Raw genomic sequence first — 14862 nt, 5'->3', positions numbered from 1 at the left:
AGATTCGGCCGAGTCACCATCGAGCGCGACCCGCGAGCATGCCGCCATGCGATTCTGGCGACGGCGTACTTTCCTGGTCAACAGCGTGCTCAGCGCGTTGCTGGTCGGTGGTGGCGCGTGGGCGTACACGCTGCTCAACGGGGACGGTGGAGGCTCGACAGGCACGTCGACCGCGCGTACCGGCACCGTCGCGCAGGGCACGGTCACGGCGTCCGTCACGGCTAGCGGCACGGTGGCCAGTGCGACCACCATGAACCACAACTTCGTGACCTCCGGGACGGTCACTTCGATCAAGGTCGCCGTCGGCGACAAGGTGACCAAGGGCCAGGTGCTCGCGACGGTCGACAGCACCGAGACGGCGGCGAGCCTCGCCACGGCCAAGGCCAACCTCACCGACGCCAAGTCGGCGCTGGCGGACGCGAAGGACGAGTTCGACGACGACTCCGATCAGGTCGAGCAGGCGCAGCGGTCGGTGACCAGCGCGCAGAACGCGTACGACAGCGCCAAGCGGGCCCAGGACGGCACCACCTTGAAGGCGGGCATGGCGGGCACGGTCACGGCGATGAACGGCACGGTCGGCGGCTCCTCCGCCGGCTCGTCGAGCAGCTCGGGCGGCAGCGGCGGCAACTCGACCTCGTCGAGCAGTGGTTCCAGCGCCTTCATCGTGCTCTCCGACATGGACAAGCTGCAGGTCTCGGCCAGCGTGCCGGAGTCCGACGCCACCCGGCTCAAGCTGAAGCAGAGCGCGCAGGTCACCTGGAACGCGCTGGCCAACACGACGGCCGAGGGCCTGGTCACCACGATCTCGCCGACCTCCACGACGAGCGGCGGCGTCACCTCCTACCCGATCGTGATCAGTCTGAACACGGTGCCGACCGGGGCCAAGCTCGGCCAGTCGGTGTCGATCAGCGTCGTGGTGAGCAAGGTCGAGAACGTGCTCTACGTGCCCGCCGCGGCGGTCAAGTCGGCTGGCAACCTCAAGACCGTGACCGTGGTGAACGACAGCGGCGCCCAGGAGACCCGGACGGTCACCATCGGCGTCGAGGGCGACTCGTACACGGAGATCAAGTCGGGGCTGACCGCGGGCGAGAAGGTCGTCATCGCGACCGTCACCACCAACTCCACCACCAACAACCAGTTCCCCGGCGGGGGTCAGTTCCCCGGTGGCGGACAGATCCCCGGTGGCGCGGCCGGCGGCGGCGGAGGCTTCCGATGAGCGACGTCGACCAGACTCAAGTACTCGACGGGCTGCGGAACGTCCCGCTCGGCAAGCCCGTCATCGAGGTGCACGACCTGACCAAGACGTACGGCGAAGGCGAAGCCACGGTGCACGCGCTGGCCGGGGTGTCGCTGGTCATCGAGCGCGGCGACTACGTGGCGATCATGGGGTCGTCCGGCTCCGGCAAGTCGACCCTGATGCACATCCTCGGCTGCCTGGACATTCCGACGTCGGGGACCTATCACCTCGACGGCGTGGACGTCAGCCGGCTCAACGATCAGCAGCTCGCCCTCGTACGCAACCGGCGGATCGGCTTCGTGTTCCAGGCCTTCAACCTCATCCCCCGGACGAGCGCCCTGGCCAATGTGGAACTGCCGCTCGCGTACGCCGGTGTCAAGCCGGCCCAGCGGCGTACCCGTGCGTTGGCGGCGCTGGAGATGGTCGGTCTGGGCAATCGCGCGGATCATGACCCGAACCAGTTGTCGGGTGGTCAGCAGCAGCGCGTGGCCGTGGCCCGCGCGTTGGTGAGCCAGCCCGCGTTGCTGTTGGCCGACGAGCCGACGGGCAACCTGGACAGCAAGTCGACGACGGACGTCCTGGGCGTCCTGGACGAGATCAACCGCGAGGGCCGCACGATCGTGCTGATCACGCACGAGGACGAGGTCGCGCACCACGCCCGCCGGGTGATCCGGTTGAAGGACGGCGAGATCATCAGCGACGTGCGGCAACGCGCGGTGCAGGAGGCAGCCCCATGGGCCTGATGGAGATCTTCAAATTCGCCCTGCGCGGCATCGGGGCGAACAAGCTGCGCTCCGGCCTGACGATGCTGGGCATCCTGATCGGTGTCGGCGCGGTGATCCTGCTGGTCGCGGTCGGCAACGGCTCGAAGGTCGCGGTCGAGGAGAGCCTGCAGAGCCTCGGCACCAACACGCTGACGGTCAGCAGCGGGCGCGCGGTACGCAGCTCCACCTACAGCACCGATCTGACGATGTCGATCGTGGAGGCGTTGCAGGACAAGAACGCCGCGCCCGACATCAAGAGCGTTTCGCCCGTGGTGAGCACATCGCAGACGCTGACCTACGGCGACACGGACCACAGCACGAGCGTCACCGGCACCAGCCGGGACTACCTTCAGGCGAACAACTCCACGATCGCCAAGGGCGAGTGGTTCACCGAGGACGACCTGACCAACGCGAATCGCGTACTGGTCATCGGGTCGACGACCGCCGAGGAGCTGTTCGGCACGGAGGATCCGCTCGGCAAACAGGTCAGCGTCGGCGGCCAGATCTTCACCGTGATCGGCGTACTGGAGGAGAAGGGGTCGAGCGGGTTCAACGACCCGGACGACACCGCGATCGCCCCGATCAACTCCGTCCGCAAGGCGCTCACCGGCTACGGCGCGATCAACTCGATCGTCATCGAGGCGGTCAGCGCGGACGCCGTGAGCGCGGCGCAGGCCGAGGCGACGTCCATTCTGAACACGAAGATGCACGTCACCAACTCATCGAACACGCCTTACCAGATCCGGTCGGCCTCGCAGCTGCTGGAGACGCGTACGGCGACGGCGGAGACCTTCACCACCCTGCTCGGGGCGGTCGCCGGCATCTCGCTGATCGTCGGCGGCATCGGCATCACCAACATCATGATGGTCACGGTCACCGAGCGGACCCGGGAGATCGGCATCCGCAAGGCGCTCGGCGCGCCGCGGCGGGTCATCCTCACCCAGTTCCTGCTGGAGGCCACGATGCTCTCCCTGGTCGGCGGCCTGCTCGGCGTCGCGGGCGCGTACATCGGGGCGAACTTCCAGATCACCGGCATCACCCCGGTGATCGTGCCCAGCTCGGTCTTCCTGGCCCTGGGCGTGTCCGTCGCGATCGGACTGTTCTTCGGCAGCTACCCCGCCAGCCGGGCGGCCGGTCTGCGACCCATCGACGCGCTGCGGTACGAGTAACGCCGCGGGATTAATAGGAGAAAGCGCTAATGAGCAAGCACAGCGACCAGGCGACCGGGATCGACGACCCCAGCGCGCCGATCGACGACCTCGCCGTCGGCCTGGCCAAGGCCGAGCGCAAGCCCTGGCTCACCCGCAGCACCCTCATCCTCGGGGGAGCGGTCCTGGTCGTCGCCGGATTCATCGGCGGCCTCCAGGTCGGCGGCGGCACCGAGGCGACCGCGAACACGCCGGGCGGCGGCAACAATCGGGGCGCGTACGGGTTCCCCGGCGGCGGCTACGGCTTCCCGGGCGGCGGCAACTTCGGCCAGCAGGGCGCCGGCACCGGCCAGCAGGGCACGGGCAACTCCACCCGCAACGCCACCACCGGCAAGATCAAGCTGATCGACGGCAACACGGTCTACGTCGAGCTGACCGACGGCACGGTGGTCACCGTCAAGGTCAGCGACAGCACCAAGGTGCAGTCGTCCTCGACGATCACGGTCAAGGACCTCAAGGCCGGCGCCTCGGTCACGGTCCAGGGTCAGACCGGCTCGGACGGCACCATCACCGCGGGCACCATCACCGCCACCAAATAGCACTTGTACGCACGCCGCCGCCGGCCACTTCGCCGCGTTGATCATGGGGTTTCCGGTGCCGACACGCCGTCGAGACCGCAGTCAACTCCATGATCAACGCGGCGGGAGCCGGGACGCGGCGTGGCGGGAGGGTTCGGCGCGGGAAGATGGGCGGGTGACCATCCACTCGGAGGACCCGTTCGCCACCCCCGACGCGCTGCGCTCCCCGGTACGCCGACTGCGCGGCCGGATGGCGTCGACGGTGACCCTGTGGACGGCCGGCGAGGGCCGGGGCCGGGCAGGGCTCACCGTGTCGTCGGCTGTCATCGCGGACGGCGATCCCGGCCACGTCCTGGGGCTGGTCGACGACGAGTCGGAGTTCTGGTCGGCGGCCGAGGACACCGGCCGGTTCGTGCTGACCCTGCTCGGGCCGAGTGATCGGCAGCTCGCCGACCGGTTCGCCGGGCTGATGCCCGCGCCCGGCGGATTGTTCCGGGACGACTGGTGGGTGCAGAGCGAGCACGGCCCGGTGCCGGGTGCGGATCGGACCAGCGCCGGGTGCTCCGTCGGCGAGGTGCGGCCGTTCGGCTGGGGGTTGCTCGTCGCGGCGACCATCGACGAGATTCGGTTGGGCACCGCCGCCGACCCGCTGCTTCATCACCGGGGGCGGTACCGCGAGCTGCGGTGAACGGTGTGGTGCAGGTCACTCGGCGCAGCCGGGCGACCGCTCGGCGCAACCGCCGGTCAATGCCAGATTCGTCGTTCCGTCGTGGGGAAGGGCCGCCCTAAGGTCCGCCAAACACACTCCCCCAGGCGGTGATCGGAATGACCACGGCTCCACCTCATCTCGATGAGAGTCCCTACGAGCGCGCCCAGCAGACGCCCGAGTTCAGCGGGCTGCGGCGTACGCTGCGCCGGTTCATCTTCCCGATGACGGCGGCCTTCTTCCTCTGGTACGCGCTGTACGTGCTGCTCTCGGCGTACGCGCGTGACTTCATGGGCACGGTGTTGTTCGGCAACGTCAACGTCGCGCTCGTCTTCGGTCTGCTGCAGTTCCTCTCCACCTTCCTGATCGCCTGGCTGTACGCCCGCTTCGCCGACCGCAAGCTGGACGGCACCGCGGAGGCCATCAAGACCCAGGTCGAGGCCGAGATCCAGGGGGAGACGAAGTGACCAACGCGCGTACCCTCACGATCGTCCTGTTCGTGGTCCTGGTCGCGGTGACCCTGGCGATCACGATCTGGGCGAGCCGGCAGACCCGCACCGCCACCGACTTCTACGCGGGCGGCCGGTCGTTCTCGGCGTTCCAGAACGGCATGGCGATCGGCGGCGACTACATGTCCGCCGCCTCCTTCCTCGGCATCGCCGGCATCATCGCCCTCAGCGGCTACGACGGATTCCTCTATTCCATCGGCTTCCTCGTCGCCTGGTTGGTGGCGTTGCTGCTGGTCGCGGAGTTCCTGCGGAACGCGGGCCGGTACACGATGGCCGACGTGCTCGCCTTCCGGATGCGCCAGCGTCCGGTGCGGTCGGCGGCGGCCGTCTCGACCGTGACCGTCTCCGTCTTCTACCTGATCGCCCAGATGGTCGGCGCGGGTTCGCTCGTCGCGCTGCTGCTGGGCATCAAGTCCGGGCAGACCTTCCTCGGCATGTCGGCGGAGACCGCCAAGGTCGCGACCATCCTCCTCGTCGGCGCGCTCATGATCGTCTACGTGGTCGTCGGCGGCATGAAGGGCACGACCTACGTGCAGATCGTCAAGGCGTTTCTGCTCATGGGCGGCGCCATCCTCATGACGATCCTCGTGCTCGCGGCGTACAAGTTCAATCTCTCGGACCTGCTGGGCGCGGCGGCCGAGAAGTCCGGCAAGGGCGCGGCGTTCCTGGAGCCGGGCCTGAAGTACGGCAAGGAGGTCGCGGGTGATCCGACACAGACCTTCTACAACAAGATGGATCTGTTGTCGCTCGGACTAGCGCTGGTGCTGGGCACGGCGGGTCTGCCGCACATCTTGATCCGCTTCTACACCGTGCCCACCGCGAAGGCGGCGCGCCGGAGCGTCCTCTGGGCGATCGGCATCATCGGCTCGTTCTACCTGCTCACTCTGGCTCTCGGCTTCGGCGCCGCGGCGCTCGTGGGCAGCAAGGACATCGTCGCGCAGGACCCGGGCGGCAACACGGCCGCGCCTCAGCTCGCGCAGGCCCTGGGCAAGCGGTTCCTGGGCGGGGACGTCGGCGGGGCGTCGCTGCTCGCGATCATCGCCGCGGTGGCCTTCGCGACCATTCTCGCGGTGGTCGCGGGCCTGACTCTCGCCTCGTCCTCGTCGGTCGCCCACGACTTCTACGCCAACGTGCTGCGCCGCGGTGAGGCGACGGAGCGCCAGGAGATCAACGTCGCCCGGAGTTCCGCGTTCGTGATCGGGGCGATCTCGATCGTCCTGGCGATCTTCGCGCAGAAGCTCAACGTGGCGTTCCTCGTCGCGTTGGCCTTCGCGGTGGCGGCGTCGGGCAACCTCCCGGCGATCCTCTTCAGCCTGTTCTGGAAGAGGTTCAACACCGTCGGGGCGACCGCCGCGATCTACGGCGGCCTGGGGTCGGCGGTCTTGCTCGTCGCCTTCTCCCCGGTCGTCTCCAGCCTGCCGACGTCCTGGTTCCCGGACGCCGACTTCGCCTGGTTCCCGTTGCAGAACCCCGGCATCATCTCGATCCCGCTCGGGTTCTTCTTCGGCTGGCTCGCGACGATGCTCTCCAGTGAGAAGGCCGACGACGCCCGGTACGCCGAGCTGGAGGTCCGGTCGCTGACCGGCGCGGGCGCGCACTGAGAGCCGACAGTTCGTCCGGCGGCACCCTTCCGGAGTGTTCGTAGCCGGAGCCGCCGCAGGCTGGGCACCGTCGGATAGCTGTCAAGCCGGGTGGTGGAGATCTTCTCCGCCGCCCGGCTTTTCGCTGGTCGGCGAGGTGAGAAGGTGTGCCGAGGTCGCGTCGCTACCGGCCTGGGTGTCGCACGCGTACGTACCCTGGGGGCATGGCGAACTCTTCCGGCGGTGTCTACGGCCGCCCTCGCAAGCCGAACGGCGACGACGGTGACGGGGCCACCCCGCCCGAGGGTTCCCGCGACGGTGGCCGCACGAGCGGCCGGGCGAGCGTGTCCGGAGGTCGGTCGGGCTCCTCGCGCGGCTCCTACCGGTCCGGGTCGAGCCGGCCGGGCGAGGGTCGCGGCAGCGGCGCCGGCGGGTCCGCCCGTCCCCCGGCCGGGGGCGGCGGCGGGACCTACGGCCAGCCGAAGCGCAAGGTCCAGCCGCGCTGGGGTCGGATCGCCCTGGTCCTGGGCGGTCTCGGGCTCGTCCTCGCCCTGCTGATCGGCGGCGGCGTGTGGCTCTACGGGGTCAACCTCAACAGCAAGCTGCAGAAGACCGACCCGTTCTCCTCGATCGTCGGCGACCGTCCGCTGAAGACGGTCGACGGCGCGATGAACATCCTGCTCGTGGGCAGCGACTCCCGGGACCCGGACACCGACATGTCGCAGGCCAGTTCTTGGCGCGCCGACACGATCGTGATCGTCCACGTCTCGGCCGACCACCAGCACGCGTACCTGGTGTCCATCCCGCGTGACCTCTACGTCTACATCCCGAAGACGCCCGGCGCGCAATACGGCGACACGTACGCGAAGATCAACGCCTCGTTCGCGTGGGGTGGACTGCCGATGGCCGTTCAGACGGTGGAGAACTACTCCGGAGTGCGCATCGACCACGTGGTCTCGATCGACTTCGGCGGCCTCAAGGAGGTCGTGGACGCGCTCGGCGGCGTCGACATGAAGGTCGACCGGACGATCAAGTCGATCCACAAGCCGTTCCGGACGTTCGAGAAGGGCAACCGGCACTTCAACGGGGCCGAGGCGCTGGACTACGTGCGGCAGCGCAAGCAGTTCCCGGACGGCGACTTCGCCCGCATGCGCCACCAGCAGGCGCTGCTGAAGGCGATGCTGGACAAGGCGACCAGTGCCGGCGTGATGGCCAACCCCGGGAAGCTGAACGCCTTCCTCCAGACGCTGACCAAGGCCGTGACGGTGGACAAGGACTTCGCGTTGACCGACATGGTGTTGCAGTTCCGCAGCATGAGCAGCGACAAGCTGACCTTCCTCACCAGCCCCAACCTGGGCAGCGCGATGCGTGACGGCGAAAGCGTCGTGGTCTCCGACAAGACGAAGGCGCTCGCCCTCTACGACGCGATGGCCAAGGACAAGCTCGATGCGTACGTGAAGGCGAATGCGACAAGCTCCCCGTCTGCTTCCTGAAAGTGTTCAGCGGGCATCAAGGCGGACTCGGCCGAACGGCGCGACTTTTTGGGCAACTGCCGTAAGCCGCCCCATATCGATCCTCATGGGGTGGCGAACCGTAATACAGCTTGTCTATGGTGATCGGCCAGTGGCCTCGGGGCCCGGCCACGAGAACAACCGAAGCTAGGGGAGTCGCATGCCGTCGAAGACCAGCAGCCGGCGCTCGTCGGCGGGGAGTGGTTATCCCGACGACGACCCCTATGGTTACGGCTCCCCCGACCAGGACTCGCGCGGCGGCCGGTCCGGCGGTCACAACCTGAAGCCGAAGAAGAAGAAAAAGGTCCGCAGCCCGCTCTGGACCAAGCTGATCCTGGTGCTGGGCGCGGTCGTCACCCTGGTCGGCTTCGGCGGCGTAGCCGTGGCGAAGTCCCTGATGGGCGACCTGACCAGCTCGATCGAGACCGGCACGGTGTCCGAGGACGGGGCGAAGGTCGAGAAGCAGGACGCGCGGACGGCGCTGAAGGGCCCGATCGACATCCTGATGCTCGGTCTCGACACCCGCGACGGCTGGGCCGCGAACACGTCCCGCGCCGACACGATCATCATCCTGCACATCCCGGCGACGCACGACCAGGCGTACCTGATCTCGATCCCGCGTGACGCCGAAGTGGCCATTCCGAGCTGGAAGAAGGCCAACTACAACGGCACCGCACACGACAAGATCAACGCCGCGTACTACTTCGGCTCGCAGCGCGGCCAGGGCTGGCAGGGCGGCGCCGGTCTGATGAAGAAGACCGTCGAGCAGCTCACCGGCCTGAAGTTCGACGGCGTCGTGGTGATCGACTTCAACGGCTTCAAGAACGTCATCCAGGCGATGGGCGGCGTCTACATGTGCGTGGAGAAGGACACCTGGTCCAGTCACTACATCAAGAACAAGAAGGGCGAGCCGCAGTACTACAGCTACAACGGCGACCACAAGCTCTCGAACAGCTGGATCCACAAGGCGGGGTGCCGCAACATGGCCGCCTGGGAGGCGCTGGACTTCTCCCGGCAGCGCTACGGCCTGGCGAACAGCGACTACGACCGCCAGAAGCACCAGCAGCAGCTGCTGAAGTCGATGGCGAAGAAGGCCACCAGCGCCGGTGTCATCACCAACCCGCTCAAGCTGAGTGAGCTGATCAAGGCGGCGGGCGCCTCGCTGAAGATGGACACCAACGGCGTACCGCTCGACGACTTCATCTTCACGCTCAAGTCGCTCGCCGGGTCCGACCTCATCGCGCTCAAGACGAACGCCGGCACCTACGCCAAGTCCGACTTCGGCAGCGGCGAGGGCATCACCCAGGGCACGAAGGACATGTTCAAGGCGGCGTCGGACGACCGGCTCGGGGACTTCATCACCGACAACCCCGAATACCTCATCCCCGATAAAACCGGGCAATAGCGGCATCTAGCCGAAAAAGTTACGCAATTCCCCCGCTGGGTGGCGGGCTCTCGCCTTAATCTGACTGCGAGAGCCCAGGTCGGAGGCGGGGAGCACCCGCGGTCTGGGCCCAGATTGGACGTCCGACCGTGCCATCGCACCGCTCCGATCGTCTGCTGCGCCGATGGCCGATCATCATCGCCGCCGCTGCCGTCCTGACGTTCCTGCTCGGTGTCGGCGGGGCCGCCGCGGTGCGGCTCATGATCCATCGCTACGACTCCAGCGTCACCCGAGGCGACCTGCTGTCGAGCGCGTCGCGGCCGGACGAGACGGGAGCCGATCCCCGGGTGCGGTTCCGGCAGGCTCCGCTGCACGGGCCGCTCAACTTCCTGCTCATCGGGTCGGACAAGCGATCCTGGTCGCCGGACGCCGGTCAGCGCTCCGACACGATCATCATCGCCCAGGTGAACGCGGACCTGACGAAGGTCAGTCTCCTCTCGATCCCGCGCGATCTGCAGGTGGAGATCCCGGCGGACCGGAAGGCGGGGTTCGAGGGCGGCAGCGACAAGATCAATGCGGCCTTCTCCTACGGGGGCGGCGGCAACGGCGGCGTCCAGCTGCTCTCGGCGACGCTGACCAAGCTGACCGGCGTGAAGTTCGACGGCGCCGCGATCATCGAGTTCTCCGGCTTCCAGCGGGTGATCGACCTGCTCGGCGGGGTGGACCTCTGCGTCGACCACCAGGTCCAGTCGATCCACACCGACAAGGTGTTCAAGGTCGGGTGCGTACGCATGAACGGCGCGGACGCCCTCGACTACTCGCGGCAGCGGTACGGGCTGCCTGACGGCGACTACGACCGCCAGCGCCACCAGCAGCAGCTGCTCAAGGCGATCCTCCAGCGGGCCGGCGACAGCGGGCTGGCGTACAACCCGCTGAAGCTCGACCAGCTCCTCCGGGCGGTGGGCAGCACGCTGACCGTCGACACCGGCGGCCGATCGCTGACCGACCTGCTGTTCGGCCTGCACAGGCTCGGCCCCGCCGACCTGACCGGGATCAAGGTGCCGAGCTATCCCGACATGGTCGGCGACGTGTCCTACGTCTTCCTCAGCGGCGAGGCGCCGAGCCTGTTCGTCGCGCTGCGGGCCGCCGACCTGCAGACCTGGGCGGCCGCCCATCCGAAGTGGGTCAACCCGCTCTAGGCGGCTAGCCTGGAACCGTGCGGATTCCAGTGATCGACGCCGGCCAGCTGCCGGCCGGTGCGTACCTGCTCGACGTCCGGGAGCCTGACGAGTGGTCGGCCGGGCACGCCCCGGACGCTGTGCACCTGCCGATGATGGAGGTCCCGGTCCGGCTGGCGGAGATCCCCCGCGACGGCGACGTCGTGGTGGTCTGCCGCTCCGGCGGCCGGTCCGGCCAGGTCGTCGCGTACCTCCAGCAGCAGGGCTACGACAACGTCGTCAACCTCGACGGCGGGATGCTCGACTGGGCCGCCGGCGGCCGCCCGATGGTCAGCGAAGACGGTCAGCCGGCCCGGGTCCTCTAGTGCGACAGATCCCCTTGGTCATCGCGCATCGTGGGGCTTCGGCCGCGTACCCGGAACACAGCCGGTCGGCGTACGAGAAGGCCTTGACGGACGGGGCCGACGGACTGGAGTGCGACGTGCGGCTCAGCCGCGACGGGCATCTGGTCTTGATCCACGACCGGACGCTGGACCGCACGAGCGACCAGCGCGGGCCGGTCTCGCAGCGGTCGCTCGCGCAGTTGCGCGACGTCGACTTCGGCGGCGAGCCGATCCTCACCCTCGACGACCTGATCGAGCTGGCGCGGGGCGCGGACCGCCCGGTCCGGCTGCTGGTCGAGACCAAACACCCCAACCGCTACGGCAAGGCCGTCGAGCTGCGCCTGCTCGCGCTGCTGCGCAAGCACGGTCTCGACCGCCCCCGGGAGGACGCGCCGGTGCAGGTCACCGTGATGTCCTTCTCTCCCCTGGCGGTACGCCGAGTGCGGGCCCTCGCTCCCGCGCTCCCGCGCGTGCAGTTGATGGACCTGATCCCGCCGGGCCTGAAGCCGAGCCGGCTGCCGTTCGGGGCGCGGATCGCCGGTCCGGGGCTGGAACTGGTCCGCCGCCGCCCCGACCTGGTACGCCGCCTGAAGGCGCAGGGCAACGACATCTACGTCTGGACGGTGAACGAGCTACGGGACGTGGATCTCGTGGTGAGCCTCGGGGTCGACGCCGTCATCACCGACCGGCCGGGTGAGGTGCGCTCCTATCTAGGGGTATAGCGCTCCCACTGCCTGAGCGGCAGGATCTACGAAGTGGACTCCCGCTCCCGAACGCTGATCGCCGGCCTGACCGCGATGCTGGAGAAGGTCAACTCCGGTGGTCCGGGGTTGCCCGCGATCGGCGAGCTGATCACGGCGGTGCAGGCGGGACTGGGTGCGCAGGGCCTGGCGGCGTCGGAGTACACCGTCGCGGACGGCCGGGTCATCGCGGCCCAGGGGCTGCTCGCGCCGTTCGTCGGGATCCGCTTCGACGGCATGACCGATCACGCCAAGGCGGTCCGCTCCGGTCCGGGCGTCCATGAGTACGACGTGGACGACATCCAGGCGCTCGCCCGTCAGCACCTGGCCGGGTTCGGCGTCCGCCGGCTGCTGGTCGCCTCGGCCGAGGCCGACGGCCGGGTGGTCGGCAACCTGGTGGCGGTCTTCGGCGCGGGCCAGCCGTATCTCGATCCCGAGGACGAGGCGCTGATCATGCGGCTCGCGGGCTCGGTCGCCGCGCACCTCTATACCGACCGTGTCGGCCTGCCGGTTCTCGGCGACGGCGAGGTGGCCGCGGCTCCGGGCGGGCGCGAGGTCTCCGAGCGCGGCCTGTTCGTCGCGATGGCGAGCCACGAGCTGCGGACGCCGGTCACGGTCATCAAGGGGTACGCCGACACGCTGACCGATCACTGGGACGCCCTCGACACCCGTTCGCGGATGGAGGCGATCCGGGTCATCGGGCAGCGTTCGGGCGAGCTGGCCCGGTTGATCGACCGCCTCCTGACGAGCAGCGTGGGCGGGGTCTTCGAGGTGCATCCGGCGGCGTTCGACCTCACCGAGGCGCTGCGCGGGGCCGCCGCCGACCTGCCGGCTCACCTGCGCCGGCGGCTCTCGGTCGCGTTGCCGCCGACGCTGTCCGCCGCGCTGGGCAACCGGTCGGACATCGTCACAGTGCTGACGGAACTGGTGACGAACGCCGACAAGTACTCCGGTTCGGCTGAGCCGATCACGCTGACCGCCGGTCAAGACGGCCGGACCGTCTACTTCCGGGTCTCCGATCGGGGCATCGGGGTTCGCCCGGAGGAGGTCGAAATGGCCTTCGAACGCTACTGGCAGGGTGGAGATCATGGCTCCGCGCGCCGCCCGGGTGTCGGGTTGGGTCTCTACCTCGTCCGAAAGACTATTGAACGACAAAACGGTTGGGTGTCCTTACGTCCACGGGACGGGGGAGGTACGGTCGCAGAGGTACGACTGCCGCGAGGGGACCGGTGAGGGTCCAGGGAGGCATGAGCGTGACGATGGCCGTCGCTGAACGGGCTTGGTGCGTGGTGGTGCCGCATCACGCGCAGGGTGCTCAGCAGGCACGTCATCGGCTCGCCGCCGAGCTGGCGGGCGTACTTCCCCCGGCGCTGCTCTCCGACGTCGTGGCCGTCGTCGCCGAGCTGGTCGGCAATGCCGTCCGGCACGCCGGACCGCTGCCCGGCGGGGTCGTCCGGGTCGCCTGGCGCGTGCGCGAGTTCGGCGGGGGCAATGCCGTCGAGGTGCGGGTCACCGACGGCGGGTCGACCATCGCGCTCCCCGCTCCCCGGATCGCCGGTCCGGAGGAGGTCGACGGGCGCGGGCTGACCATCGTCGAGGCGCTGTCCGATCGATGGGGAGTCGAGAAGGACGGACTCGGTCAGAGCGTCTGGGCGGAACTCAGCTGATCGCCGGTCGGGGCGAGATCCCGGGTTCGTAGGATGGTCGCGTGAGCGCTCCGAAGATTCCCAACGTGCTGGCCTCCCGGTACGCCTCCGCCGAGATGACGGCGATCTGGGCGGCCGAGGAGAAGATCCGGGCGGAACGCCGCCTCTGGCTGGCCGTCCTGCGCGCCCAACGGGATCTCGGCATCCCGGTGCCCGACGGCGTCGTCGAGGCGTACGAGGGGGTCCTCGACCAGGTGGACCTGGCCTCGATCGCCGAGCGGGAGCGGGTGACCCGGCACGACGTGAAGGCCCGCATCGAGGAGTTCAGCGCGCTCGCCGGGCATGAGCACATCCACAAGGGCATGACCTCGCGTGACCTGACCGAGAACGTCGAGCAGCTGCAGATCCGGGACTCCCTGCGGCTGATCCGGGATCGGATGGTGGCCGCGCTGGCCCGGCTCGGCGCGCTCGCGGTCCGCTACGACGAGCTGGTCCTGACCGGCCGGTCGCACAACGTCGCCGCGCAGGCCACCACGCTGGGCAAGCGCTTCGCCAGCGCGGCCCAGGAACTGCTCATCGCGTTCGACCGGGTCGAGGATCTGCTGCGCCGCTACCCGTTGCGCGGCATCAAGGGCCCGGTCGGCACCGCCGCCGACCAGCTGGATCTGCTGGACGGCGACGCCGTCAAACTGGCCGAGCTGGAGCAGGCCGTCGCCCGGCACCTCGGCTTCGAACGGGTGCTGACGAGCGTCGGCCAGGTCTACCCGCGCTCGCTCGACTTCGACGTGCTGTCGGCGCTGGCGCAGGCGGCGGCCGCACCGTCCAGCCTGGCCACCACGATCCGGCTCATGGTCGGGCAGGAGCTGGCGACCGAGGGCTTCAAGCCCGGCCAGGTCGGCTCGTCGGCGATGCCACACAAGATGAACACCCGGTCCAGCGAGCGGATCAACGGGCTCGCCGTGATCGTCCGGGGCTACCTGTCCATGGTCGGCGAGCTGGCCGGGGACCAGTGGAACGAGGGCGACGTCTCCTGCTCGGTCGTCCGCCGGGTGGCGCTGCCGGACGCGTACTTCGCGCTGGACGGGCTGTTCGAGACCTTCCTGACCGTGCTCGACGAGTTCGGGGCGTACCCGGCCGTCATCGATCGCGAGCTGGAGCGCTTCCTGCCGTTCCTCGCCACCACCAAGATCCTGGTCGCGGCGGTACGCAAGGGCGTCGGCCGCGAGGTGGCCCACGAGGCGATCAAGGAGCACGCCGTCGGGGTCGCCCTGGCGATGCGGGAACGGGGTCAGGCGGTGAACGACCTGTTCGACCGGCTGGCGGCCGATCCGCGGCTGGGCCTGACCCGGGCGGAGATCGACGACCTCGTCAAGGACCGGGCCGCCTTCGTCGGGGCGGCGAGCGCCCAGGTGGCGGAGATCGCCGCCCAGGTGCAGGAGATCACGCGGCGCTACCCGCAGGCGGCGGCGTACGCCCCCGGCGCGATCCTCTGAGCGGC

The 14862-nt window shown here is 69.0% G+C and carries 15 protein-coding genes; all 15 read left to right on the top strand.

The annotated features are described in order from the left end of the window. The first annotated feature begins 46 nt into the window (after nt 1-46). The 15 genes from HDA40_RS22165 (at nt 47) to purB (ending at nt 14857) form a co-directional block, all read left to right on the top strand. Nucleotides 47-1216 (top strand): efflux RND transporter periplasmic adaptor subunit, encoded by a 1170-nt coding sequence (locus HDA40_RS22165; RefSeq protein ID WP_253758943.1) that lies wholly within the window; start codon nt 47-49, stop codon nt 1214-1216. Then, nucleotides 1213-1980 carry an ABC transporter ATP-binding protein gene (locus tag HDA40_RS22160; protein ID WP_253758941.1) on the top strand — a complete coding sequence of 256 codons (768 nt, stop codon included), beginning with the start codon at nt 1213-1215 and terminating at the stop codon, nt 1978-1980. Before HDA40_RS22165 ends, HDA40_RS22160 begins: the two co-directional genes overlap by 4 nt. Then, nucleotides 1971-3170, top strand: coding sequence for an ABC transporter permease (locus tag HDA40_RS22155; protein WP_253758938.1), 1200 nt, complete (start codon nt 1971-1973; stop codon nt 3168-3170). The genes HDA40_RS22160 and HDA40_RS22155 overlap by 10 nt, the downstream gene beginning before the upstream one ends. Nucleotides 3171-3199: 29 nt before the next feature. Then, nucleotides 3200-3748 carry a hypothetical protein gene (locus HDA40_RS22150; RefSeq protein WP_253758936.1) on the top strand — a complete coding sequence of 183 codons (549 nt, stop codon included), beginning with the start codon at nt 3200-3202 and terminating at the stop codon, nt 3746-3748. 154 nt (nt 3749-3902) lie between these two features. Further along, the gene (locus HDA40_RS22145; RefSeq protein ID WP_253758934.1) at nt 3903-4415 is read left to right on the top strand and encodes a flavin reductase family protein; all 513 of its coding nucleotides are present in this window, start codon (nt 3903-3905) and stop codon (nt 4413-4415) included. Nucleotides 4416-4552: 137 nt separating this feature from the next. Continuing rightward, nucleotides 4553-4900 (top strand): DUF485 domain-containing protein, encoded by a 348-nt coding sequence (locus tag HDA40_RS22140; RefSeq protein WP_253758932.1) that lies wholly within the window; start codon nt 4553-4555, stop codon nt 4898-4900. Next, nucleotides 4897-6543 carry a monocarboxylic acid transporter gene (locus tag HDA40_RS22135; protein WP_253758931.1) on the top strand — a complete coding sequence of 549 codons (1647 nt, stop codon included), beginning with the start codon at nt 4897-4899 and terminating at the stop codon, nt 6541-6543. Before HDA40_RS22140 ends, HDA40_RS22135 begins: the two co-directional genes overlap by 4 nt. A gap of 203 nt (nt 6544-6746) precedes the next feature. After that, nucleotides 6747-8015, top strand: coding sequence for an LCP family protein (locus HDA40_RS22130; protein ID WP_253758929.1), 1269 nt, complete (start codon nt 6747-6749; stop codon nt 8013-8015). A 178-nt stretch (nt 8016-8193) separates the two neighbouring features. Then, complete coding sequence (locus HDA40_RS22125) at nt 8194-9438, top strand: LCP family protein (protein ID WP_253758927.1); 1245 nt, start codon at nt 8194-8196, stop codon at nt 9436-9438. Between the two features lie 128 nt (nt 9439-9566). Then, the gene (locus tag HDA40_RS22120; RefSeq protein ID WP_443671302.1) at nt 9567-10616 is read left to right on the top strand and encodes an LCP family protein; all 1050 of its coding nucleotides are present in this window, start codon (nt 9567-9569) and stop codon (nt 10614-10616) included. A gap of 17 nt (nt 10617-10633) precedes the next feature. After that, entirely contained in the window at nt 10634-10960 is a 327-nt protein-coding gene (locus HDA40_RS22115; protein WP_253758925.1) for a rhodanese-like domain-containing protein, read from the top strand. Beyond that, on the top strand, nt 10960-11700 hold the full coding sequence (locus HDA40_RS22110; protein ID WP_253758923.1) for a glycerophosphodiester phosphodiesterase: 741 nt from the start codon (nt 10960-10962) through the stop codon (nt 11698-11700). The genes HDA40_RS22115 and HDA40_RS22110 overlap by 1 nt, the downstream gene beginning before the upstream one ends. 33 nt (nt 11701-11733) lie before the next feature. Further along, nucleotides 11734-12951: a sensor histidine kinase gene (locus HDA40_RS22105; RefSeq protein ID WP_372502907.1), complete on the top strand. Its 1218-nt coding sequence runs from the start codon at nt 11734-11736 to the stop codon at nt 12949-12951. 14 nt (nt 12952-12965) lie between these two features. Further along, on the top strand, nt 12966-13385 hold the full coding sequence (locus HDA40_RS22100) for an ATP-binding protein (protein WP_253758920.1): 420 nt from the start codon (nt 12966-12968) through the stop codon (nt 13383-13385). 41 nt (nt 13386-13426) lie between these two features. Then, entirely contained in the window at nt 13427-14857 is a 1431-nt protein-coding gene (gene purB, locus HDA40_RS22095; RefSeq protein WP_308197738.1) for an adenylosuccinate lyase, read from the top strand. The last annotated feature ends 5 nt before the right edge of the window (nt 14858-14862 follow it).

The organism is Hamadaea flava, from assembly GCF_024172085.1.
GTDB lineage: Bacteria > Actinomycetota > Actinomycetes > Mycobacteriales > Micromonosporaceae > Hamadaea > Hamadaea flava.
This window is presented reverse-complemented; position numbering and strand designations above follow the sequence as displayed.